The organism is Sphingobium sp. B10D7B, from assembly GCF_025961955.1.
GTDB lineage: Bacteria > Pseudomonadota > Alphaproteobacteria > Sphingomonadales > Sphingomonadaceae > Sphingobium.
The window spans coordinates 2,053,884-2,076,255 of sequence record NZ_JAOQOQ010000001.1; the positions used below are offsets into that span (position 1 = coordinate 2,053,884).

Annotated in this window: 23 protein-coding genes; 13 read left to right on the forward strand and 10 right to left on the reverse strand. The window is 64.4% G+C overall.

Translation table 11 applies throughout. The annotated features are described in order from the left end of the window. Positions 1-2: 2 nt before the first annotated feature. Complete coding sequence (locus M2331_RS09770; protein ID WP_181560107.1) at positions 3-632, reverse strand: hypothetical protein; 630 nt, start codon at positions 630-632, stop codon at positions 3-5. A gap of 131 nt (positions 633-763) precedes the next feature. Beyond that, entirely contained in the window at positions 764-2,083 is a 1,320-nt protein-coding gene (locus M2331_RS09775; protein ID WP_181560108.1) for a sialidase family protein, read from the reverse strand. Between the two features lie 249 nt (positions 2,084-2,332). Between M2331_RS09775 and M2331_RS09780 the strand changes: the two genes are divergently transcribed. Continuing rightward, complete coding sequence (locus M2331_RS09780; RefSeq protein WP_181560109.1) at positions 2,333-3,475, forward strand: alpha/beta hydrolase; 1,143 nt, start codon at positions 2,333-2,335, stop codon at positions 3,473-3,475. Positions 3,476-3,517: 42 nt separating this feature from the next. Here the strand turns inward: M2331_RS09780 and M2331_RS09785 are convergent, their stop codons facing one another. The 3 genes from M2331_RS09785 to M2331_RS09795 form a co-directional block, all read right to left on the reverse strand. Further along, complete coding sequence (locus M2331_RS09785) at positions 3,518-5,089, reverse strand: tannase/feruloyl esterase family alpha/beta hydrolase (protein WP_181560110.1); 1,572 nt, start codon at positions 5,087-5,089, stop codon at positions 3,518-3,520. Positions 5,090-5,221: 132 nt separating this feature from the next. Then, a complete protein-coding gene (locus M2331_RS09790; RefSeq protein ID WP_184117259.1) occupies positions 5,222-6,790 on the reverse strand; it encodes a carboxylesterase/lipase family protein in 1,569 nt (522 codons plus the stop codon). Positions 6,791-6,794: 4 nt separating this feature from the next. After that, positions 6,795-7,703: a dienelactone hydrolase family protein gene (locus M2331_RS09795; protein WP_181560112.1), complete on the reverse strand. Its 909-nt coding sequence runs from the start codon at positions 7,701-7,703 to the stop codon at positions 6,795-6,797. A 130-nt stretch (positions 7,704-7,833) separates the two neighbouring features. Here M2331_RS09795 and M2331_RS09800 point away from each other — a divergent pair, with 130 nt between their 5' ends. After that, positions 7,834-9,159: a sugar porter family MFS transporter gene (locus tag M2331_RS09800; protein WP_181560113.1), complete on the forward strand. Its 1,326-nt coding sequence runs from the start codon at positions 7,834-7,836 to the stop codon at positions 9,157-9,159. 8 nt (positions 9,160-9,167) lie between these two features. Here the strand turns inward: M2331_RS09800 and M2331_RS09805 are convergent, their stop codons facing one another. Beyond that, positions 9,168-9,311: a hypothetical protein gene (locus tag M2331_RS09805; RefSeq protein ID WP_181560114.1), complete on the reverse strand. Its 144-nt coding sequence runs from the start codon at positions 9,309-9,311 to the stop codon at positions 9,168-9,170. Further along, the gene (locus M2331_RS09810) at positions 9,308-9,787 is read right to left on the reverse strand and encodes a hypothetical protein (protein WP_181560115.1); all 480 of its coding nucleotides are present in this window, start codon (positions 9,785-9,787) and stop codon (positions 9,308-9,310) included. Before M2331_RS09810 ends, M2331_RS09805 begins: the two co-directional genes overlap by 4 nt. 106 nt (positions 9,788-9,893) lie before the next feature. On the opposite strand from M2331_RS09810, the gene M2331_RS09815 reads away from it, so the two are divergent. Beyond that, positions 9,894-10,781, forward strand: a complete 888-nt coding sequence (locus M2331_RS09815; RefSeq protein ID WP_181560116.1) for an MBL fold metallo-hydrolase — start codon at positions 9,894-9,896, stop codon at positions 10,779-10,781. A gap of 15 nt (positions 10,782-10,796) precedes the next feature. On the opposite strand, the gene M2331_RS09820 is transcribed toward M2331_RS09815, so the two are convergent. Together M2331_RS09820 and M2331_RS09825 are read right to left on the reverse strand one after the other, a co-directional pair. Further along, on the reverse strand, positions 10,797-11,087 hold the full coding sequence (locus M2331_RS09820; RefSeq protein ID WP_181560117.1) for a YciI family protein: 291 nt from the start codon (positions 11,085-11,087) through the stop codon (positions 10,797-10,799). After that, positions 11,087-12,349: a Rieske 2Fe-2S domain-containing protein gene (locus tag M2331_RS09825; protein WP_181560118.1), complete on the reverse strand. Its 1,263-nt coding sequence runs from the start codon at positions 12,347-12,349 to the stop codon at positions 11,087-11,089. The genes M2331_RS09820 and M2331_RS09825 overlap by 1 nt, the downstream gene beginning before the upstream one ends. Before the next feature lie 135 nt (positions 12,350-12,484). Here M2331_RS09825 and M2331_RS09830 point away from each other — a divergent pair, with 135 nt between their 5' ends. Both M2331_RS09830 and M2331_RS09835 read left to right on the forward strand, forming a co-directional pair. Next, a complete protein-coding gene (locus M2331_RS09830; protein ID WP_181560119.1) occupies positions 12,485-12,778 on the forward strand; it encodes a hypothetical protein in 294 nt (97 codons plus the stop codon). 54 nt (positions 12,779-12,832) lie between these two features. Then, positions 12,833-13,426, forward strand: coding sequence for a hypothetical protein (locus tag M2331_RS09835; protein ID WP_181560120.1), 594 nt, complete (start codon positions 12,833-12,835; stop codon positions 13,424-13,426). Between the two features lie 36 nt (positions 13,427-13,462). Here M2331_RS09835 and M2331_RS09840 read toward each other — a convergent pair whose 3' ends face one another. Beyond that, positions 13,463-14,455, reverse strand: a complete 993-nt coding sequence (locus M2331_RS09840; RefSeq protein WP_181560121.1) for a protocatechuate 3,4-dioxygenase — start codon at positions 14,453-14,455, stop codon at positions 13,463-13,465. 198 nt (positions 14,456-14,653) lie between these two features. Here M2331_RS09840 and M2331_RS09845 point away from each other — a divergent pair, with 198 nt between their 5' ends. The 8 genes from M2331_RS09845 (at position 14,654) to M2331_RS09880 (ending at position 22,339) form a co-directional block, all read left to right on the forward strand. Then, positions 14,654-15,889 (forward strand): acyl-CoA dehydrogenase family protein, encoded by a 1,236-nt coding sequence (locus tag M2331_RS09845; RefSeq protein WP_181560122.1) that lies wholly within the window; start codon positions 14,654-14,656, stop codon positions 15,887-15,889. Between the two features lie 38 nt (positions 15,890-15,927). Next, positions 15,928-16,377, forward strand: a complete 450-nt coding sequence (locus tag M2331_RS09850) for a hypothetical protein (protein ID WP_181560123.1) — start codon at positions 15,928-15,930, stop codon at positions 16,375-16,377. 18 nt (positions 16,378-16,395) lie between these two features. Beyond that, on the forward strand, positions 16,396-16,599 hold the full coding sequence (locus tag M2331_RS09855; protein ID WP_181560124.1) for a hypothetical protein: 204 nt from the start codon (positions 16,396-16,398) through the stop codon (positions 16,597-16,599). A 30-nt stretch (positions 16,600-16,629) separates the two neighbouring features. Next, complete coding sequence (locus M2331_RS09860) at positions 16,630-18,036, forward strand: MFS transporter (protein WP_181560125.1); 1,407 nt, start codon at positions 16,630-16,632, stop codon at positions 18,034-18,036. A gap of 80 nt (positions 18,037-18,116) precedes the next feature. Beyond that, positions 18,117-18,923, forward strand: a complete 807-nt coding sequence (locus M2331_RS09865) for an amidohydrolase family protein (RefSeq protein ID WP_220128544.1) — start codon at positions 18,117-18,119, stop codon at positions 18,921-18,923. A 139-nt stretch (positions 18,924-19,062) separates the two neighbouring features. Further along, positions 19,063-20,148, forward strand: a complete 1,086-nt coding sequence (locus tag M2331_RS09870; RefSeq protein WP_184117260.1) for a WD40/YVTN/BNR-like repeat-containing protein — start codon at positions 19,063-19,065, stop codon at positions 20,146-20,148. Between the two features lie 185 nt (positions 20,149-20,333). After that, entirely contained in the window at positions 20,334-21,194 is an 861-nt protein-coding gene (locus tag M2331_RS09875; RefSeq protein WP_181560127.1) for an amidohydrolase family protein, read from the forward strand. 38 nt (positions 21,195-21,232) lie between these two features. Beyond that, a complete protein-coding gene (locus M2331_RS09880) occupies positions 21,233-22,339 on the forward strand; it encodes a zinc-dependent alcohol dehydrogenase (protein WP_181561454.1) in 1,107 nt (368 codons plus the stop codon). The last annotated feature ends 33 nt before the right edge of the window (positions 22,340-22,372 follow it).

Consider the following 22,372-nt stretch of genomic DNA (forward strand, 5'->3'; position numbering starts at 1 on the left):
TATTAAATGTTATTTGATTTTGTATAACTATATTGAGCCTTGTCGTCAAGGCGATCGTCGCGTTCCCAAGGCGGCGCAGCGCGCGGCTTTACGCGCAGCATCGGGCGGTAATGCTGGAAATAGGCGAGCATCAGCAGCACGTTTACGCCCAGTTCGGTCGGCCCGGTGAGCAGGCCGCTGAGCCGCGCGGTGATGAAGGTGTTGAGATAGAACACCGTCATGCTCGTCGGCACTTCCAGCACGAGGGCCAGCGGAACGAAACGGTTGCTGAGCAGCATTACGCCGACAATGCCCTCCAGCACCTTGACCGCCGGGAAAATGCCAGTCGCGAAGAGCGAGGCAAGAAATGGCCCGGCAATCGGATGCATGGGCGCACCGGAGGGTTGCATGTCCGTGAACCAGAAGCGCAGGCACGACCAGAGCAGATGCCCGCCAAAGTAGATGCGCATCACATCGGTCGCCTGGTCAATCGTCCGCCAGTCGGCATGGCGGCGCGTGTTCGCCCAGGCCACCGCAACACCGGCCACCATCGGCAGGCCGAAGAAGATGAAGGAATCAAAGCTCAGCAGATTGAACGAGAAGCCCGCGATACAGATCAGTATCGCTGCGACGATCTTTGCCTGGTGCCCCATCGATGCATCCCCTCCAGCGCAGGATCAGGCGGGAGGCACTTAGTGCCCCTCACGCCTTGAGCGCTGATGGTCATGCTAGGGCCATCCCCCGCATCGTGTCAACATTTTGAATTTAGTTTTGACTAACGATCTTATTTGTTCGGCGGCGGTAGGTCGCCCAGCAGCGGTGCCAGCGGAACGCGCGCATATATCACCTGCCCTGCCGCGCCTGCTGGCCAGCCTGTCCAGGCGGCGTGAAACGCGTCCCTCCCGGCGCCTAGACTGCTGATGAAGTCCCCGCCTGCGGAATAGTCCTTCACCAGCGCGTCCGGCACGCGGGATGAGGCGGGCGAGACGCGCTGCACCGGTCCGAAGCGCTCACCATCGGCAGAGGCCGCGATATAGAGGTCATAGCTGCCATCGGCATGATAGCCGCGCCAGAGCAGCCCCAGCACCCCATTGGGCGTATAGGCCAGCGCCGGCCGCGACGACCGCACCACGCCTTCAGGCGCGGCCGGGCCATCCAATGCCTGCCAGTGGGCGCCGCCATCCCGCGTGATGCGCACCGCTGGCGTCCCCGCCTTGTCGGACGCCAGCGCCAGCGCATATTGCCCCACATGGGCCGGATGCGCGGCGATCGGCGGATAATGGACCAGCCGGTCGAAATACTCGACCTGTGTCACGAGGTGCCGCTGCACCGTCGCTCCGCCATCCGCGCTGGTGGCGAAGACCACGCACAGGCATCTGACGCCACCGACCGGCACAGCTTCCGCCAGATAGCTGAACGCGAGGGTGCCGTGGGCGACGACATAATACCCGTCCCAGCGCTGCGGCCAGCCGGGCGCACCAAAGGCGCGGATCGCTCCCCAGCTTTTGCCGCGATCCTTCGAGACGGTGTAGAAGCGCTGCGAGCGCAGCGCCTCGCCCGGCGGGGCCGGATAGCCGCCGGAGAGGATGATATCCCCGCTCACCGCGTCGATCACGCCGCGCCCGCCGTCCCATGGCACATGCGTCGCTTCGGCCGGGACCGTGGTATTGGCCTCGAACCGCGCCTCATCCCCGGTCGCGATGCCGCTGTGGATCGGGGACCAGCTGCGGCCCCAGTCGGTCGAAAGGCGCATCACCACCCGCCCTGACGCATGCTCGCCCTCCGGCGCGTTCTGTGGCAGCACGCCCGCCAGCGTCGCGCCGATCAGCAGCTCGCCCTGCGGACCAATGTCCACATAAGGCGAGTTGCACACGGGCGGGTCGGCCATGGCCCAGACCAGCGGCTGGGTGTCGAAGCTGCGCCCACCGTCCTTGGACAGCGAAAGGTGGCACTGCATGCCCCGCTCGCCGGCAGGTTCGCCGGGCCTTGTCATGGCTAGATCCCGCCAGATGACCGCGATACGCTGCGGGTTGGCGGGGTAGACTGCGATTTCCGGCACTGAGGCGGAAAAGGCCGCGCCGCCGGTGCTGAGTTGTTGGACCATCGGCCTCTGCGCCTCCGGTCGTGCCCCGGCAGGATGACAACCCGCCACCAGTGCCACTGCTCCTAAGCCAGCAAGCGCCCGCACCCCGCCCTTACCCTGCGCCAAACCGACCATATCCACTCTCCCTCGACCAGCAAAAAGACCGATTTGGACGGCCTCTTTACAATCGATTGTATTCATGTGAGTCTAACAATTCCACATGCCAATTTGCGATGCGGCACAAAAAACCAGACTAAATGAGAGGTTTATATGGGAGAATCATTCGCCAAGCGCCCTGCGCACAGCCTGTGGTCGCGACTGGTGGCGGTTACGGGCGCATCGGTCGTCGCGCTGGCTTTGCCGGCCGCCGCACCGGCCCAAACGGCTGACAAGCCGGACAGCAATCCAGTGAAGATCGACGCCGACGGCACAGTGCATGTGCCCGCGATGAGCGTGCCGGTTTCCAGCTTCCTGACCGATGAAGCCAAGGCCTATCTGGCCGAGCATCTGCACGACATGCAGGACCGGGAATCCAAGACGCTGCCGGAAAATGGCGTCCCCTTCTTCATGAAGCCCTATATGGCCTCGGCCAAGGCGATGTTCCCGCTGGTCCGGCAGGAAACGACCATCGCAGGCGTGCCCACCATCACTTACACGCCTACGCAAGGGGTTAAGCCGCAGAACCAGAAGCGCGTCCTGCTCAACCTGCATGGCGGCGGCTTCGGCGGCTGCTACCCCGGTTGCGCCGAGTTGGAATCGATGCCGATCGCGTCGCTCGGTGGCTATAAGGTCATCACCATCGATTATCGCCAAGCACCGCAATATCGCTTCCCGGCTGCCAGCGAAGATGTCGCCAGCGTCTATCGCGAACTGCTCAAAAGCTACAAGCCGGCTGATATCGGCATCTATGGCTGCTCGGCGGGTGGCATGCTCGTTGGCATGGCGATGGCCTGGTTCGATAAGGAGAAACTCCCCATGCCCGGCGCCATCGGCATTTTCTGTGCCGGCATGACGCTGGAGAAAGGCCCCGGCTTCGGCGGCGACGCGCATTATACCACCGCCGCCATCGGCGAGGCGAACCCGCCGGCGGAACCGCCGCCGCCGCTCGGCAAGGGTCTGCCGCCGCTCCAATATCTCGAGAAGGTCGACATCAAGGACCCGCTGGCCGCACCGGCCAACTCGCTCGAACTGCTGGCCAAATTCCCGCCGACGCTGTTCATCACCGGCACGCGGGCCTTTGAGCTCAGTTCCGCAGTCTACTCACATGGCCAGATGGTGAAGGCCGGCGCCGATGCCGATCTGCATGTGTGGGACGGTCTGTTCCACGGCTTCTTCTACAATCCGGTCATCCCGGAATCGCAGGATGCCTACAAGGTTATCGTCAACTTCTTCGACAAGAAGCTCGGCAAGTAGCGGGTGGAATGCGGCGCAGCGGTCTCCCCTCTGCGCCGCATGTCAGTAAGGAGCCGGCGGCGGACCAGCCTCCATGCCGGCGCCCACCCAATCGAACCGGTCGTCATGATCCTTGGCGATGGGCACCGGCGCAAAGCTGCTGGCGGCGTTGATGTCTCCCCGGCCCGTATAGCGTGCCTGCACCGGGAACGGATAGGTCGGACGGCGGCGGATCGTGCCATCCGCCAGAATGGCAGCGCCTTCCACCGCACCGGGCGCCGCGCCCCGCTCTACCCAATTGACCATCGGCCCGAGCAGGTCGTGCTGATAGCCGATATAGCCGCCAGCGCAGTGATAGACGCCGGGGAACATGTAGACCCGCATGAACGGATCGGTCCCGGCAAAGCCGCCCATCGCGTCCCGGACGCGCTGATAATAGTCCGGCAGCAGCCATGATCCTGCGGCATTGTCCGCCTCGCCCTGCCACATGATCAGCTTGCCGCCGCGCGCCTTGAATGCGGCGAGATCGGGATTGCTGGCATTATAATAGCCGCCCTTGTCGATCAGATCGGCCAGGGCCGCCGCATCGGGCTTCCATGTGCGCCAGTCGAAATCCTGATGGGCCTCGCCATTGTAGATCATGAACTTGATCTGGTTCGCCGCCAGTTGATAGCCGTCAGCCACGAAGCTGCCCGGCCCGGTCCACAGCAATTCGGAGCCGTAAGGCTCGCCGCCGAAGAACAAGGGCTGGCCCTGTGCATCCCTCGGCCCTTCGTAAAGCCGGTGCATGGTCTCGGCCTGCTGCGCCGTCACGCAATCGGCCCGCTGCCCCGGCTTGCAGACGAGCGTGCGCGGATCGAACCGGCAGCGACGGGGATTGTCGATCTGGCCATCCTTGAGGCCATCAAGGCCATCGCACGCCGCCATCACTGCCCGATGAAGCAATTGGGTAGATTGCGGCGTCAGAATGGGCTGGCCATCCGCGCCCCTAGCCACCTGAGACTCATGAATGATGCGGACGACGCCCGGCGTGATCCACAGAGCGGGCGCGCCTGCGATGATGCCGTCAAAATCATCGGGATAGCGCTGCGCTTCCATCATGGCCTCGCGCCCGCCATTGGAGCAGCCCAAGAAGTAGGAATAGGCCGGCTTGCGTCCGTAGAAGCGGGCGAGGATCTCCTTGGCGACACGCGCCGTCACATGCGCCGCACGATAAGCAAAATCCGCCCGCAATTGCGGGGCATGGGCGGCCCAGAGCGTATCACGCGCGTCCGGCCCGACATGGCCGCTATTGTTGAAGCTCACGGCAAATGCGCCGTTGAACGCCGTCTGATTATCGCAGGAGGGCGACACCGTCTGATAGATCACGCCGCAGGCCCCGCCACAGCCACCCTGCAGGTAGCGACCGGTGTAGGTTTCCATAGGCAGGTGCAGCTCGAACTGAATCTGCGGCGCGATCATGCCCTTGATCCGGCAGAAGGCCACGCCATTGTCGCGCGTCTCCAGCGTTGCGCTGCTGATCCGCGTCGGCGCGCCCTCGATGGTCAGCAGATCCTCGGCGGGCAAGGCGTCGCAGCCCATGACCGGCATCACGACCGGCCGCTCGGGCAGCGGCGTGAAATGAACCGGCGGCATCGGGGATTTCGCCGGTTGCGACTGAAGCGACGCGCTGCTGGCACAAGCGAGCATGACACCCGCGGCGAGTCGTGCCAGCCGGTTGATCCAACTTATCCGCATAAGCCCTCCCCCTCTCCGATACCTTCGCCTTCAGCGCGGCTTTATGGTTTGATCCGCTTTCCTGCTCTCGCCGTGATAATGCCGGTCGATAAGGTCGAGCAGCACCGGCTCGCGCTCGCCGATCGGCGCTGCGCCCTCCGCGCCGAAGCGCAGCGCGACATGGGCGGGCACACCATGAACGGGCCATTGCGGCAGACCGGCGCCATTGGGATTGCCAGTGCGCGCGAAGTTCAGCCAATAGCCGCTCAGCAGCCGATGGATCATCTGCTCCTCGGCATCGAGCGGCCGCCCGGCGGGCTGATAATTGCCGAAGATATAGGCCAGCTCCGCGCCATGATGCGCCGTGCGGGGGCGCCCGGCCGGTTGGGGCGGCGCATAATCAAAGACATAGCGATAGACAGGCGCCCGGCCGGTCTTGGTCTGCAGGCCGGACCACATCGAAGCGGTAAAATTGCCCCATTCGACATTGGTCAGGCGCCAGCGCGCGTCGGTGGGATCGGCCTCCCCGTCGGCACCGATGGCGGTGGCGATGGCCGGTGCCAGCGGACCATATTCGGCCTGCAGGCCCGCATTCAGCGCCTCCCGGCTGATCTCGGGCGGGCGCCCGAATTCCTGCGTAGTGCCACCGATAATCATCGGCACATCATTCTGCGCCCCGGCCAGATAAATCTCGCGCACGCTGCGCGGCAGCAGCCAGCCGTCGACATTTGGCTCATATTTCTGATCGTCCGGGATCAGCAGCTTGTCCGTGGGCAGCTTGCGCAAGGCGGCGAGGCTGGTCACGCCGCGCTCAGCCATGAAAGCCTTGCCCAAGGCCTCGACCTTCCGCAGCGGCAAGGCCGCCCGCACGCCGAAGGACGAGCCGGATTCGCCGATGGCCTTGGCGAACAGTCCCTTGGCGAGCGGCGAGGCGGTGAGGATGTTCACTGTCTCGGAGCCGGAGGACTGGCCAAACACCGTCACATTCTGCGGATCGCCCCCGAAGGCGGCGATATTCTCCTGCACCCAGCGCAGCGCGGCAACGGCATCGAGAACCCCGTAATTGCCCGAGGCCCCATGGGGCGATTCAGCGCTCAGCTCCGGCGTGGCGAGGAAGCCGAGCGCCCCCACCCGATAGCCGAAGCTCACCAGCACCACGCCCTGCTGCGCCAGCGCGCGCCCGTCGAAGATCGGTAGCGCAGTCGATCCACCGCGAAAGCCGCCGCCATAGATCCACACCATCACGGGGCGCTTGGCCTGCGCGCCCATCTGCGGCGTCCAGACGTTGAGATAGAGGCAATCCTCGGACGTATCCTTGCGCGCCGGCAGCCCACCGGGGCAGGCTGGCGCAAAGGTTGTCGCCTGCCGGGGCCGGGTCCAGCCCGCCGGCGCTGCAGGCGGCCGCCAGCGCAGATCGCCGGTCGGCGCGGCGGCATAGGGCACGCCCTTGAAGACAAGCACGTCATCATCGCGCGTACCGATGACGGTGCCTTGTGCCGTCTCGGCGCGGGGCGCCTCCGTCGCGGTGCCTTGCGGCTGGGCGAAGGCGGGCGCCGCAACAAGCGTGCCGGCCATCATCAGGGCTGCCAGCACGCGACCTCTCCCGGCGATCTTCCTCATGCGATCAACCATTGGCGCGGCCCCCGCTCGCGCAATCATGGGTGGCGAAGAAGTCGAGCGTCTGCGGCAAATAGCGCACCCAGGCATCGCCATGCGTGCCCTCGGGGATCAATTCCATCCGCGCGTCGATGCCGGCAGCTTTCAGGCGCTCCGTCAGTGTCTGCGTGTCGGATGCGTTCGCGCGATCATCCTTGCCGCCATGCACCAGCAGCACGCTGGAAATGGGCTTCAACTGCTCGACCGGATAATCCGGCCAGGGCGGCCCGCCGCTCGCCGAGATGGCGCACCAACGCTGCGGATCGGTCTGCGCGAAATGCAGCACGCCGGTCATGCCCATGGAATTGCCCATCAGATACACACGGCGCGGATCGATATTGTAATCCGCCATGGTCTTGGCCAGCACGTTGCGCACATCCGCCTCAGCCAGCGCGGATTGCTGCTCCGGCGTCATCGTCGCTTTCTTCCCCATGTCGGGCAGCGCCGAGGGGAGCGGGAGATTGGCGCCATAATCGGCCATGCCATTATAGCCATTGGGCGAGACCACCACGAAGCCATGCTTTTCCGCCTCCCGCTGAAGCGCCCCCCCGGCATCGTCAAAGGGGCCATCAGCCGTGCTGCCATAGCCATGCAGAATGAGCACCATCGGCCATTGCCGGTCTGCCCGCCAGTTTGACGGCAGAAAGACCCGGTAGGCGATCTCCTCGCCCTTGGCCTGTGGCATGGCGTAGGTGAGCTTGAGATCGCCGGTCTGTACCGTGCTCGCACTCGCCGCCGCGGCATTGTTCTGCGCATCCGACGCGGCCCCGTTGCACCCGGCCAGCAGCAGGCCCAGAGCACCGAGCGCGAAAAGCGCCTTGCCCCCGGAAAACCGCGCAGCTAGCTTGGCGTCAGGCCTTAGAAATGGGGGCATCATGGCGCTCCTCAATCCTCATCTTGCAATCCATTGCGAATCATCTTTATTCATGATCGTATAACAAAGCGAGATCGGTACCAGCGTTCTTCTGGATAAATTGACCGACCGCTGACCGGACAGGAGACGCCGTATGCCCAATCGCTCGATTTCGCTCTGGGCTTTCACGGCGGCGTTGGCCGGCCTGCTGTTCGGTTTCGATACCGCAGTGATTTCAGGCGCGGAAATGGCCATTCAGCGCACTTGGTCGATGGGCAGCGCGATGCACGGGCTCGCCATATCCTCTGCCCTGTGGGGCACGGTGGTCGGCGCCCTGTTCGGCGCGATCCCCAGCGATCGCTATGGCCGCAAGCCGACGCTGATCTGGATCGGCATCCTCTATCTGGTCTCCGCCATCGGATCGGCACTGGCGTGGGACCCGTGGTCGTTCATGGCCTTCCGCATTATCGGCGGCCTCGCCATCGGCGCTTCCTCGATCGCCGCGCCCGCCTATATTTCGGAGATTGCCCCGCCGGCCTGGCGCGGCAGGCTCGGTATCCTGTTCCAGACCATGATCGTGCTGGGCATTCTCATCGCCTATGTCTCCAACGCGCTGATCAGCGGCGCACACCCGGCGGACTGGCGGATCATGCTCGCCATCCCGGCCATTCCCGCTGCGCTCTTCCTGCTCGCCACCGTCGTGCTGCCGGAGAGTCCGCGCTGGCTGCTGCTCCACAAGGGCAATGAAGCTGAGGCGCGGCGCGTGCTGGCGATGGCCGGCGGCGATATCGAGGCGATCCGCGCCACGGCCGACCCTGCCGGCGAAAGCCGGATGACGCTCCGCCGCTTCTTCAACGGGCATCTGCGCCGGCCGATCATGCTCGCCTTCCTGGTCGCCTTCTTCAACCAGCTCTCCGGCATCAACGCGATCATCTATTATGCTCCCCGCATCTTCGGCCTTACCGGCGCGGAGGCGAGCGCCACCCTGTACGCGACAGTGGGCGTCGGCGTGGTCAATCTGGTCTTCACGCTCGTCGGCATGGCGCTGATCGACAGTGCCGGGCGCCGGAAGCTGATGCTGATCGGATCGGTCGGCTACATCGTCTCGCTGGCCATGGTCGCTTATGGCTTTGCCAGCGCGCATTATACGCTGGTGCCGGTCTTCATCTTCCTCTTCATCGCTGCCCATGCCATCGGCCAGGGCGCGATCATCTGGGTCTACATCTCGGAGATCTTCCCGAACAATGCCCGTGCGACGGGTCAGGCGCTCGGCACCGGCACGCATTGGGTGCTCGCCGCCGCCCTCACCCTGATCATGCCCGCCGTGCTCGCCAGCGTCGCGCCCGCGTGGATCTTCGGCTTCTTCGCCTTCATGATGGTGCTGCAGCTGCTCTTCACCCTGTTCATGATGGTCGAGACGCGCGGCCGCTCGCTGGAGGAGCTATCGGCGGATCTGGCGAGCGAGCCCGCCCGGCCCTGACGGCCAGGCTATTTCCCGATCAGGCCGACAAACAGATAGAAATTATAGGCCTGCAGCGCGATGGCGAACCAGCCGAACGCATAGAAGGCGATCCGCAGCCAGCGCCAGCTCTTAGAGCGGGCCTCGCGAGGCGATGTGGTCTGCACGGTCATAGCCCGGCCTCCTTCGGCGTCGCTTTCCAGGCAAGCATGGGACGATAATAGTCAAGGTAGCACCAGATCAGCCACAGATGGATCAGCAGCACGCACAGGCCGCCGATGATCATGTCGCCAATGGCGGCGAGCACCTGCGCATTGGTCACCGTGCCCTGTATCCAGCCCCAGATATCATCGAGGATCAGCGCATCGAGCATGAAGGTGCCGAAAATCACCGGAAAGGCGACCACGAGCATCAGCGGGACGCCCCGGTTGAAGACCAGCGACAAGCCCAGCAGGATTTCGACCACCTTGGCCATCTGGAACATCCAGCCGGTGCGGATCATCTCGGTGATGACCACATGTTTCATTGGGGCATCAAGCGGCATGTAGATGCTCGGCAGCGGCATGAAGCCGAAGAACCAGTTGAGACCGCTCAGCAGGCTGAAGATGCCGAGCAGCATCCGGGCAGAAACCACCATTGGCTTGAACATAACATCTTCTCCCGCTCCGCGACCCCACCCGAATTGCGCCGATTCGAGTTGACAGCGCCCTTGTAACGCGCATGAATTGCTAGGCAATCATGTATTAGGATTTCTCATGACGCCGCAGAATCTGGGCCGGATGACGATCAGTCGTGTCATGGAAATGGAGTCGGCCATGCCGCTGGCGATGATCTTTCCGCAGGTGACGGCGGATGATCTCGCCGGCCTTGCGCGATGGTATCGCGATGACAGCCTGACCGCCGACCCGGCGACCTCCCTCGTCACGCTCAGCATGCACAGTTTCGTCGTCCAGCTCCATGGCCAGAACATCCTGATCGATAGCTGCAACGGCAATTGCAAGGCGCGCAGCGTGCCGGACATTCACATGCTCGACACGCCCTATCTCGAGAATCTGGCGAAGCTCGGCCTGCGCCCGCAGGATATTCACATGGTGCTCTGCACCCATCTCCACATGGATCATGTCGGCTGGAACACCCGGCTGGAGAATGGCCGTTGGGTGCCGACCTTCCCCAATGCCCGCTACATCTTCGGCAAGCGCGATTATGATCATTGGTCCACCCAGCAGGATATTCCCCCGCATCGCGAGGCCTATGAGGATTCGGTTCTGCCGGTGGTGGAAGCCGGGCTGGCCGACATCGTCGATACCGACGATCCGCGCGCGGCGTTCAAGGAGATTGGCGATGGCGTGTGGCTCGAGCCCGCCTATGGCCACTCGCCGGGCAGTTGCCTCGTCCACGCCCAGGGCGGCGGCGCGGCGGCGACATTCTGGGGCGATGTGATCCACCACCCTGTCCAGCTCCTGCGGCCCGACCTGCAGCTGATGTTCGATGACGATGGCGACGCCGCCGCGCAGGTGCGCCAGTCGCTGCTCGCACGGTTGGCGGATACCGACACATTATGCTGCCCCGCGCATTTCAGGGGCAATTCCGTCGGTCATGTTCGCAGTGATGGCGACGCCTATCGCTACGATTTCGTCGGCTGATCGGCCTGTCGCCGGCTAGGCCGTAGGCGGTTTCATCGCGGCGATCCGGAACCGCCGGACCGAGACCAGTTCCAGCACGCCCGCCGCGACATAAGGGTCGGCCTGCGCCGCCGCCTGCGCGGCGTCGAGATCCGCAGCCTCAATGATGACGACGCTGCCGATGGGGCGCTCATCCTCGTCCAGCAGGGGTCCGGTCAGCGGCATGGCTGGGCCGAACCCCTTGCGATAGGCAATGTGTTCGGGCCGCTTGGCCTCGCGAAGCTCGGCAGCGCCAAGCTCGCGATATTCGACCAAAAAATGCGCCATCAGGCTGCTGCGCCAACCGGCTGGAGATCATCGCCGAGCGGCTGGATGTCCTGCCACTTCTGCGTCGGCTCGAAGTTGAACGTCTCGGCCGTGATCTGGCCCCAGTCGAACTGGCCCTGATCGGCTTCCGGCATCTCTCCGGTCTCCGCCAGCCGCCGCGCCGCCTTCAGCATCATGCGCCGGAACGCCACGACAGCCATGTCCGACCGCCCGAGATGCTCTTTCGAGCGGTCGGCGATCTTGCCCATCGTCTCGCTCACGGCGTGATCCTGCAGCGCCACGCCGATGATGCCGGACATGTTCTGCGTCCGCATCATCTCGCGATCCTGATTGTACCAGACCGACATGCCGTTGGTCTTGAAGAACTGTTCGTCATGCGGCGTGTTCGCCTCGCCCATGCGGTGTTCGCGGTCGATGGTCTGGCCGGGATCGTAGAAGAACTGGATGTGCCAGGTCGTGTAGTCGTCACGCGGCACGAAGGCATTGACCAGCCGGCGATTGCGGCGGAATTCCGGCGCCTTGGGACCATCGGGCGGAATGAAGGTGTAGAAGGGCAGCGGCACCTGCGTCATGCGGCCCTGCTTCTGCTCGCCATCGTTGCGGACGGCGCAATAGCGCATGCCATAGCGAGTATATTCGATCTCAAGCTTGGGCCGCAGATCCTTCTCGTGCGGCCATTTCGCCGGCTGATCCCAGGCGCTGTCGCGGTGCAGGATGCCTGCGTGCGAGCTGTCGACCGCGCCTTCCAGCGCCTGCGCGTAATTGCACTCGTAGATGACCTTGAAAGCCTCGCAGCTGCCCGGCGGCATATCGAACCAGGGGAAGTGCGGGAAGACCGGCTCCTTCTCCTTCGGCCCCATATAGGTCCATACCATGCCGCCCGCGACACGCGTGGGGTAGGCCTTGACCCGCATTGCCTTGGCCAGCTTGGAATTTTCCGGCTCGGCCGGCGTGTCCACGCACTGACCGGTCACATCGAACTTCCAGCCATGGAACAGGCAGCGCAGGCCGCACTCGCCGTTCACGCCCAGCGCGAGCGAGCTGCCGCGATGCGGGCAATGCTCGTCCAGCAGGCCGATCCGCCCCTCGCTGTCCATGAAGGCGACCAGCTCTTCGCCGAGCAGCTTGATGCGCACCGGCTTGCCGTCTGCCTGCAACTCCTGCGTCAGCAGGGCCGGCATCCAGAAGCGGCGCATCAACTCGCCCATCGGCGTGCCGGGACCGATCCTGCAAAGCAGCTCATTATCTTCGTGAGAGAGCATTTGACGCACCTGACATTGTTAGACAATAAGATATAAATATCGTGGCTCGCCCGAAAAGTCACTACCCAAAAGTTGCCGGCATGCGCGCCGGCCCGATAAGGCGGAGCAGCCGCCGCACTGAACTGGAGATACTGCGTGGACCTGGACGATATTCTGCCGGTGGAGAACTTCTCGGACCTGACGATCCAGACGCTGGCCGACCGGCTACAGCGCAGCAGTGGCGCCGAACAATGCATCTACCGCGAGAGCGAGCTGGACGAACTCTGGCGGCTGATCGACATCGCCCTCAAGGCCGGCGGCGACACGCATTATGATTCCGAGCAGCTTCATCATCTGCGCGATCTGGTCCACCGCGCCCATGATCTGGTCGGCATGGAAGACCGCCCCCGGGAGGCGGCGGAAGTGCTGCGGGAAGCGTTGCTGCGGTAGAACGCCGCACCGCCAGGCCGGGAACGGCCAGCTGGCCTTGCGGGTTCTTTGGCCATGAACAGCGCCAAACTCATCCTCCTAATTCCCGCCTTCTCGCTCGCGGCCTGCGGCGGGGCGCCGCCGAGAGAAAATCAGACCATCGATCCTTCCAACGCGGGCAGCCCGGCAGCGATCAACGCGGGAGGTCCAACCGAGCCTCCGGCCGCCGACGAAGCAGGTGCGGCTAGCAACCGCGCCGCTGCGCCCGACTTCACCCCGCCGGTGCTCACACCGGAAGCGGAACGCACCGTGAAAGGCGCGCGCAACGTGCTGATCTCCTTCGCGCGCGCGATCGAGCAGCGCGCGTTCGATCAGGCCTGGGCGTTGCTCGCGCCAGCGGACAAGGAAAAGTGGAGTAAGAGCGCGTTCGCGGCGCTCTTTGCCGACCTCTCCAATATCATGGTCGCAATGCCGGACGGCACGATGGAGGGGGCGGCGGGCTCCAGCTACTACACGGCGCCCGTCACGATCACCGGCAAGGATCGCGATGGGCGACCAGTGCGCATGGAAGGCGAAGCCGTGCTGCGGCGGGTCAATGATGTGGATGGCGCGACGCCCGCGCAATTGCGCTGGCATTTCCAGAGCCTGGCGCTCGACTGGACGCACTGAGGCTAGGCGGGCGGCGCCGGCCGCCCTCGCCCGGGGTTACTTCCAGTAAACGAACCCCATCGCATTGCCCGTCCCAGCCTCGCTGCGATAGCAGGGCACATAATCGAGCACATGGCCCTCCAGCCCAAGCTGCGCCATCGCGCCGGCCACCGGCACCCAATTCTTCATCTCTGACGTGCCGTCACGGAACGTCTCTTCGCCCATGTTGAAGACCGGATCGAAATCCTTGCTTTCCAGCGCATTGAGAAACGTCTTGTCCACCGTTTCATCAATGACGAAATGGGTCAGTCCGCCACTGGCAATCAGCGCGACGCGCTTGTCGCTGTCCCAACCGCGGATCGCTTCCAGCAGGGACTGGCCGAACTTGTAGCAGCGCCGCACGCTCGGCTGGTTGGGTGGGAAGAAGGTGTTTACGGTCACCATCACGCTCGGGCAGGGTCGGTCGCGCATGATGCGGCGATAGACGAACCCCCAGGCGTGGGGCGCCTCCGGTCGCGGCATCGCAGACATCGCCGCGACGTCGAACTCGTCTGCCATTGCCTGCTCGATGATCTTGAGCGCCAGGTCCGGGCAGCCGGGATAATCCGCGCCGCCAGCCGGAATATAGCCCTTGAGCGATGGCGCAATGCCCGGCGGCAGTTCACTCAGCCGCTCCGGCGTAAACTCGTAATTGGTGATTGTGTCGCCATAATGCACCGCGAAGGCAGGGTTGAGCGTCTTGCGAAAGATCTCGTCCTGATCGTTGCCGACGATCACGGCCACATCCACCCGCGCCTCCTCGAACAGGTCGGCTAGTGCCTCGATATTCTGCTGGCAGCGCGCCTGCCGCTCGTCCCACACGGATTTGACGGTCTGCTCGCCGAGCCGCTCCCCGGCCCGTGCTTCCACTAGCTCATCGAAGGTCCAGGTGCCGCCCTTCCACGCATGCTTGTTGGCCTTGTCGGCAGGAACGCGCAGGCCCCAGCTCTCGGTTTCGGTGACCAGCATCGGGCCATGGCTCGTGCCGATACCAAGGACGATTTCTGCCATGCTCTGCTCTCCTGCCGATGTTCTTTTGCGGTCGTTGCACGGACGGGCACCGTGGGGTGTTGATGTCCGCTCCATTATCGGATACCTATTTGTATAACAATCCTGCATCGCGGGTCAATCGCGGGCAGAAGGGGCTGCGGCGCTCAATGAGCCGACGGAAGCCCCGAAGATGAACGCAATGGAGGAAGGATGACGAACATGGCGAGCCAGGCAAGCGCGGACGTTGCGACGTTGGATATTGCGGGCCGTTACCCGGTCGTCGAGTCCAGCGCGGATGCGATTGCGCGCATTCGGGCGCTGCTCCCGCAGATCGCGGCGGCGGATGCCGAGTCGGAGAGCGCCCGGCGCCTCTCCCCGCATGTGGTCGATGCCATTCGCCAGACGGGCCTGTTCGGCATCGTCATGCCGCGCAACCTTGGCGGATCGGAGCTGGGCTTTGCCGATCTGGTGCGTGTCACGGCAGAGATCGGCACTATGTCTGGCTCGGCGGCCTGGATTTTCGGCGTACTGGCCGGGCATAGCTGGCTCATCAACCTCTTCCCCGAGCAGGCGCAGCGCGAGGTGATGGACGATCCCACCACACTCATCGGCACCGTCTTCCGCCTCGGTGGCGAGGTCGTGGAGGAAAATGGCGGCTACCGGCTGACAGGCGGCGCCGGGCGCTTCTGCTCCGGCATCGATTATGCGAGCTGGGTGATCATCGGCAATGCCGTGAAGAAGGCGGATGGCCGCATGGAGCCGCGCTTCTTCGTCCTGCCCAAGTCCGAGATCGAAATCGTCGACGACTGGTTCACCATGGGCATGCGCGCGACCGGCAGCCGCTCGATCAAGATCGACAGCGCCTTCATCCCTGCCCATCGCAGTTGCAGCCTGGCCGACATGCTGGCCGGTTCCACCCCAGGTGCGCGGGTGCATGAGGGTGCGGTCTACCGCATGCCCTTCTCCAATATCGCGCCCTTCTCCATCGTCGGCGCGCCACTCGGCATGGCGCGGGGCATGGTGCAGCGCTTTGCGGCGGATATCGGCAAGCGTCTGGACGGCGCCGATCCGTTGGAAGTCGCCGAGCAATCCGCCACCTTCGCGCGTATCGCGGAGATTGGTGCCGAGGTCGACGCTGCCTTCGCGCTGATCTTGGAGGACGCCCGCATGGTCGATGAGGCCCGCGATCCCGCCGAGATCACGCCGCTTCTGGGCGCGCAAATCTCGCGCAACTGGGCGTGGGGCGTGCAGCGCGCGCGCCATGCCGCGAACCGGATCTTCGAGGCATCGGGCGGCAGCGCCATCTATGATGGCAGCGCCATGCAACGGCTGTTCCGCGACATGAACTCCGGCGCGCAGCACTTCGCCTTCACCTGGGATCGGGCGATGACGGGCTATGGCCGCGCCGCCGCCGGGCTCAAGGCCGGGGCTTTCGCCATTCCCAAGGGGAAGTGAGTCACGAGGGGCTGACCGATATCAGGGGAGGACGCGGCATGAGGGGCGTGATCGAAAAATACGGTGTCGTCTTCTGCCGCTATTATCTCGGCGGCTTCAACCTCGTCTCCGGCCTCAACTACTTCATCCTCTTCTGGCCCCAGCCCAAAATGGGCGCGGCGGCCGGCAATGCGTTCGTGCTCGCCGCCACCGATCTCAACCTGTTCACCTATGCCAAGATCATCGAGCTGACCGCCGGCGCCTGCCTGCTGCTCAACCGCTTCGTGCCGCTTGCGCTGACACTTCTGATGCCGGTGACGCTGATGATCTTCCTCACCAATGTGCCGTGGGTGCCCCTGCCCCACATCCAACTCTCGGTGACGCGCAATCTGGTCATGCACCTCATCTTGCTCGCGGCTTACGCCAATTACTTTCTGCCGCTGCTCAAGGCGAAGACTGCGCCGCAGCCGATTTGGAAGCGGCCCTCCCGGCTGACGCGGGCACTTTAAGCAAGGATCGACAGGCCAATGGCGAACTTCAGCTTCAAACTCGACGGCCAAGTCGACATGATGAGCCTCAATCCGCTCGAAATGACGAATTTTGAGATGGTCGGCGCGCTCTTCGGCATTATGGGCATATTGATCACCCTGTTCCTCAGCCGAAAGGCCGCCGCACGGCAACGCCCCCATGAGTTCATTCCGCAAGAAACAGACGAAGACGCCATCGGCTAGCCGGCCACTGCGCGAGCGGACAGACCTGGCTTGAAGCGGTTTCTGTCCCTGAAGAGTCGCGGCGCGATCCTCATTGCGTCGACCGCCATGTTCATGGTCCAGCTCGATGCGTCCGTGCTGGCGGTGGCGATCCCGCAGATTTCAACCGACTTTGGCCTGCCGGCGATCGAGCTCAGCCTCGCCATCACCATCTACCTCACCATGCAGATCGCGCTGCTGCCGATCAGCGGATGGGCGGCCGAGCGCTTTGGCCCGAAGACCGTGTTCATGATCGCGACGGCAGGCTTTGCCTTCTTCTCGATCTGCTGTGCCGCCGCGCCCTCCTTCTGGCCGTTCATTGGCGCGCGCGCCCTGCAGGGGGCGACGGCCTCGCTGATGACCCCGGTGGCCCGGCTGCTGCTGTTACGGCAGACCAGCAAGGAGGAACTGGTCGATGCGATGGCGATCGTGGCGATGCCCATGCTCATCGCGCCGACGCTCGGTCCCTCGATTGGCGGATTCATCGTGCAATATGCGCGCTGGGAGTTCATTTTCCTGCTGAACATCCCCGTCACCGTTGCTCTTCTGCTCGCGGCATGGCGCACCATCCCGCCCAGCGCGCCCGATGCCTCCAGACGATTGGATGTGATCGGCGCCGCGCTGCTGGGCGGATCGCTCGTTTGCCTGCTCACCGGCTTCGACCGGCTGGCCAGCGGCGTCGGTCGCCCATTGCCTTGGATGTTGCTCGCGGTCGGCACGGTCCTGTGCCTTGCCGGACTGAAGCATATTCGCACCCATCCGGACCCGGTGCTGAAGCTCGATGCCCTCAAGGACCCAAGCTTCCGGACGACGGTGATCGGCGCGGGCGCCATCGTCCGCATCCCGGCGCGCGCGATGCTCTTCGGCCTGCCGCTCATGTTCCAGATGGCCTATGGCTTTACGCCCATTCTGGCCGGCGTCATGCTCATGGCGCTCAATGGCGGCGACCTGCTGGCCAAGCTGTTCATTCGCCCGCTCTTCGACCGCTTCGGCTTCTCGGGGCCGGTGATGCTTTCAAGCTTTGCAGGGCTGGCCGCGATCGCAGTCGTCGCCCTGGCCGATCAGGGGCCGTGGCTCGCTGCCCTGATCTTCGTGGCACTGCTCGTCGCCGGGCTGGCCCGCTCCGTGCTGTTTACCGGCATGACCTCGCTCACCTATGTCAGTCTGGACAAGGACACGATGACGCAGGGCAATGTTCTCGCCAGCATTTCCATGCAATTGTTCGCGGCGCTGGCGGTCTCGCTCACGGCGCTGCTGCTCGGCCTCCTGACACAATTTGCCGGCCATGCCGAGCCGGGGCTGATGGAGTATCGCGGCGCCATGCTGGCCGTCGCGCTGATCGGGTTCGTCGCGACCCTGCTCATGCGCCGGCGCATCCCCCGCCATTTGAGCCAGCTGGCCGTGCGCGACGAGGACTGATGCCCCGACTAGAATCGCCTAACATTTTACGCTAACGATATCGGCCAACCCCCGGCGATGACAGCCTGTGAGGATAAGCCGTGCTCCTGATCGATGCCCATTGCCACGTCTCGCCCCTGTGGTTCGAGCCGGTCGAAACCCTGCTCTTCCAAATGGACCGCCACAATGTTGCGCAGGCGGTGCTGACGCAGATCCTGGGGCAATTCGACAATCGCTATCAGCGCGATTGCGTTGCGCGCTATCCGGATCGCTTCGTCAGCGTCGGCGCCATCGATCCGGCGGCGCCCGATGCGGTGAACCAACTCGGAGCGCTAGCTGATGACGGCATGGCCGGCCTACGCCTGCGGCCCGATGCCCGCAGGGCCGGTGACGACCCGCTCGCCGTCTGGCGGGCTGCGGAGCGGCACGGACTCGTCATCAGTTGCGGCGGGCCGAGCGCCCAGTTTGCATCCGCCGCGTTCGCCGATCTCGTCGGCAGCGTCCCGACCATGCCGATCGTGCTGGAGCATCTGGCGGGATGGGTCAGACCCGACTGCGACCGAAAGCCCGAGACCTGGACGGCACTGCTCGCGCTCGCGCGCTTCCCCAATATCACGGTCAAGATCCCCGCGCTGGGGCAGTTGATTGCCCGACCCGTCGGTCAGCCTCTGCCTGCATCCGGGCCTGTGCTCGACCCGGCGGGCGGCGCACCGCTGATCGAGCTGCTCGATGCCTTCGGGCCAGACCGGCTGATGTGGGGCAGCGACTTCCCCGTCGTCTCCTCGCGCGAGGGCTATGCCAATGCGCTCGGCTGGACGCGCGATGTGTTCGAGCAGCACCGCCCCGCCAGCGTCGCGGCAATCTTCGGTGGCAATGCCGGCAGAATATTCTTCCAGCGCAAGGCTTGAAGACTGGAACAGATTGTTATACAAAACGATATATTCTATTGCTGGAGCACATCCCATGGCAGAGGCTGCCAAATCCACGATCATCTGCATTTCCGCGAACGGAAAGACGAGCTCCGCCAGCCGAAGCGCCGCAAACCGGATGCTGATCGCCACCGCGGAGGGCGTGGTGGATTTTCGCCGGGACAATCTTGATGCGCCTTGGACCCGGCAGCCCGATATGCTGCTCCCCGGCCATCATGTCAGCGCGCTCGTCTATGACGAGGTGACGGACATGCTGTTCGCCGGCCTGCATTATGAGGGCGGCCTGATGGTCAGTTCTGACCACGGCAAGAGCTGGGAAGCGCGCAACAACGGCCTGCAATCCGGCCATGTCTACAGCCTGCTCGTGCAGCATGATGGCGACCGGACAATCCTCAATGTCGGTACCGAGCCGGTTATGTTCTACCGCAGCTTCGATCTGGGGCGGAGTTGGACGGCTTTTCCCGGCTGCACGCAGGTCGAGGGCACCGAGCACTGGTTCTTCCCCCGCTCCCAACCCCATGTGAAGCACATCGCCGCGCATCCGTCCGAGCCGGACACGATCTATATCTGCGTGGAACAGGGCGACCTGCTGCGCACCGAAGATGGCGGGGAAAGCTGGACGTCGCTCAACTCCATGGAGCGCCCGGACGACAAGTTCCGCCGCGACCAGCACCGGGTGACCTTCTATCGCGACAACGCCGCCGAGATTTTCCTCACCACCGGCATCGGCCTGTATCATACGGCGGACCGTGGCGAGACCTGGGAGCGCCTGACCGACACCAGCCACCCCTGCGCCTATCCCGACCCGCTGTTCGTGCATCCCCGCAAGGAGCTGATGTTCATGGTCGGCGCCGGCATGAATCCCAATCCCAATTGGGGCGCGGAAGGCACCGCCTATCCCAAGTTCATGATCAGCACGGACCATGGCAAGACCTGGCAGACCAGCATGGTCGGCATGGCCGATCCGATCGCCGGCAATCTGGAAGTCGCGGCGATGCACGATTCTGCCGAGGGCGGCGTGGAGCTCTTCGCCGGCTCCGCCTGCGGGGAACTCTACGCAAGCCGGGACGAGGCCCAGAGCTGGCAGCGCATTGCCGACGGGCTTCCGGCTATGTCCAAGGGGCCGCACTTCCGCCACTTCCTGCCGCCTGACGAACGCGCGGCTTATGAAGAAAAGCTGCGCGCGCTCAACGCGTTCGCCTGAGCAAGAACGGTCGATCGTCAGCGGGCGACAGACCCGCTGGCGGCTTTCAAGGGGGGAATGGTCTTGGACAGGCTTCAATCGTCGGCTTTGCGCATTGTCGAACGCGCTCGGATGCGGCGGCCTGATCAGGATGCGGCGGCGCACGGCGCCGGTCCCTCGTCTCACTGACGGGTGCAATTTCGCTCATGATCGACTGCCACGCCCATCTTGTCTCCGATGACAAGACCACCTACCCGCCGGCACCGCCGGGCGGTCTGCTGCCCCCAATGGCGTTCGACAACCTCATGACGGCCGAGACGCTGCTGGAGGAGATGGACAAGTCCGGCGTCGAGCGGGCCGTGCTCGTGCAGCGTGGGTCCATCTACGGGTTCGACAGTCGCTATGTCTGCGACAGCGCCGCGCGCTATCCGCAACGCTTCGCCGCCGTCTGCTCTATCGACGCCACGCAGGCCGATTGTGGGGAGGCCGTGCGATATTGGGTCGGCGAGCATGGCGCCGTCGGCATTCGGCTGATGGAACTCATCAAGGGCTCGGACATCGCCTGGCTGGATTCCCCGGTGGCGCGCGACGCCTGGCAAGCCGCCGCCACGCTCGACGTGCCGGTCTGCGTCCATTTCTTCCCGTGGAATCGCGACATCGGGCTGGCGCGTCTGGAGCGGATATTGCGCGAGGTGCCTGGCCTGACGGTCGTCATCGACCATCTCGGCTCCATTCAGAGCGATGCCGGCGGCCCGGACCATGGCATCGATGATCGGCTCCGGTCGATCGCGCAATTCGACAATGTCGTCGTCAAGTTCACGACCATTCCGCTGGGACGGCTGGACAAGGCGGGGATCGACCCCTGCCCCGTCATCGAGCGCGTATGCGATCTGTTCGGCGCGGAGCGGATGATCTGGGGATCGGACATCACCCAATCGCCCGGCAGCTATGATTATATGGCCGCGCTCGGTCGCGCAGCCGTGCGCAATCTCACGGCTGCGCAGCAGGAGATGATCCTGGGCGGAACGGCGATGCGCGTTTACGGCAAGAGCTGGGGCAAGGCCTGAGCGCAACGGGCCTTCGAGACGAGAATTGGAGGGGAATGATGGAATCCGTGTCTCGTGCTGCCGTGAAGATCGATATCGAACGATCTGAAATCAGAGAATTTCCGTTGCCACCTCTTGGCGAGAATGATGGCTTGCTGAAAGTCGAGGCCTCGGGCGTGGGTGGCAGTGACCCCGAAATGTACCGGCGGGAGAACACGGCGCCGTGCATCATGGGGCATGAGAATGTCGGCACCGTCGCCCGCATCGGCGGCGCTGCGGCACAGCGCTGGGGCCTGCGCGCCGGCGACCGCATCGCCCTGCACGAATATCTCCCCTGCTGGCATTGCCACTGGTGTCGCCAGGGCGATTTCCGCCTGTGCATGGAGGCCGACTTCTTCAACGTGAAGGATCGGTTCAACACCCTGCGCTACGGCACCTGCAACGCGGACATTCCGCCGCATCTATGGGGTGGTTTCTCGGAATATATGTACCTCGCGCCCAATGCCGTCATCCACAAGATCCCGGCAGACATGGATGCCCGGCTGGCGACGCTGGCCGTGCCGCTCGGCAATGGTGTGCAATGGGCAGTGCTGGATGGCGGTGCGGGACTGGGCAAGACCGTGCTGGTCTTCGGCCCCGGCCAGCAGGGCCTCAGTTGCGCGCTCGCCGCCAAGCAGGCGGGCGCGCTCACCGTCATCATCGCCGGCATGACACGCGACCGGGCCCGGCTGGACCTTTCGCTCAGCCTCGGCGCCGACATCGCCGTGGACGTGCAGCAGGAGGATCTTGCAGCTGTGGTCATGCGGGCGACCGGCGGCATAGGCGTGGATGTGGTGGTGGATACCACCGGCGATCCCGATGGCAAGATCGCCGAGCAAGCGGTGGCTCTGTCCGCCAAGGGGGCCTGGCTCAGCCTCAATGGCCTTAGCGCTTCGGTGCCGCTCGGCGAGATCAAGAAGCGTTACCTCACCGTGCGCGCACCACGGGGCCACAGCTATCGCGCGGTGCAGATGGCGCTCGATATCCTCGCCAGCGGCAAGTGGCCGGCCGAAAAGCTGTGCAGCCACGATTTTCCGCTGGAGCAGGTGCATGAGGCGATCCTCGCCACCGCCGGGCGCGGGATCGAGGGGGCCATTCACGTCACCGTCTCCCCGCGCAAGAGGTGATCGCAGCCCCCTCCCCGCCTCCCGCCCTGCCTA

Coding starts and splice junctions, on each gene's coding strand:
- M2331_RS09770 (WP_181560107.1), bottom strand. CDS start 632: ATGGGGCACCAGGCAAAGATCGTCGCAGCGATACTGATCTGTATCGCG.
- M2331_RS09775 (WP_181560108.1), bottom strand. CDS start 2,083: ATGGTCCAACAACTCAGCACCGGCGGCGCGGCCTTTTCCGCCTCAGTG.
- M2331_RS09780 (WP_181560109.1), top strand. CDS start 2,333: ATGGGAGAATCATTCGCCAAGCGCCCTGCGCACAGCCTGTGGTCGCGA.
- M2331_RS09785 (WP_181560110.1), bottom strand. CDS start 5,089: ATGCCGCCGGTTCATTTCACGCCGCTGCCCGAGCGGCCGGTCGTGATG.
- M2331_RS09790 (WP_184117259.1), bottom strand. CDS start 6,790: ATGAGGAAGATCGCCGGGAGAGGTCGCGTGCTGGCAGCCCTGATGATG.
- M2331_RS09795 (WP_181560112.1), bottom strand. CDS start 7,703: ATGATGCCCCCATTTCTAAGGCCTGACGCCAAGCTAGCTGCGCGGTTT.
- M2331_RS09800 (WP_181560113.1), top strand. CDS start 7,834: ATGCCCAATCGCTCGATTTCGCTCTGGGCTTTCACGGCGGCGTTGGCC.
- M2331_RS09805 (WP_181560114.1), bottom strand. CDS start 9,311: ATGACCGTGCAGACCACATCGCCTCGCGAGGCCCGCTCTAAGAGCTGG.
- M2331_RS09810 (WP_181560115.1), bottom strand. CDS start 9,787: ATGTTCAAGCCAATGGTGGTTTCTGCCCGGATGCTGCTCGGCATCTTC.
- M2331_RS09815 (WP_181560116.1), top strand. CDS start 9,894: ATGACGCCGCAGAATCTGGGCCGGATGACGATCAGTCGTGTCATGGAA.
- M2331_RS09820 (WP_181560117.1), bottom strand. CDS start 11,087: ATGGCGCATTTTTTGGTCGAATATCGCGAGCTTGGCGCTGCCGAGCTT.
- M2331_RS09825 (WP_181560118.1), bottom strand. CDS start 12,349: ATGCTCTCTCACGAAGATAATGAGCTGCTTTGCAGGATCGGTCCCGGC.
- M2331_RS09835 (WP_181560120.1), top strand. CDS start 12,833: ATGAACAGCGCCAAACTCATCCTCCTAATTCCCGCCTTCTCGCTCGCG.
- M2331_RS09840 (WP_181560121.1), bottom strand. CDS start 14,455: ATGGCAGAAATCGTCCTTGGTATCGGCACGAGCCATGGCCCGATGCTG.
- M2331_RS09845 (WP_181560122.1), top strand. CDS start 14,654: ATGGCGAGCCAGGCAAGCGCGGACGTTGCGACGTTGGATATTGCGGGC.
- M2331_RS09850 (WP_181560123.1), top strand. CDS start 15,928: ATGAGGGGCGTGATCGAAAAATACGGTGTCGTCTTCTGCCGCTATTAT.
- M2331_RS09855 (WP_181560124.1), top strand. CDS start 16,396: ATGGCGAACTTCAGCTTCAAACTCGACGGCCAAGTCGACATGATGAGC.
- M2331_RS09870 (WP_184117260.1), top strand. CDS start 19,063: ATGCTGATCGCCACCGCGGAGGGCGTGGTGGATTTTCGCCGGGACAAT.
- M2331_RS09875 (WP_181560127.1), top strand. CDS start 20,334: ATGATCGACTGCCACGCCCATCTTGTCTCCGATGACAAGACCACCTAC.
- M2331_RS09880 (WP_181561454.1), top strand. CDS start 21,233: ATGGAATCCGTGTCTCGTGCTGCCGTGAAGATCGATATCGAACGATCT.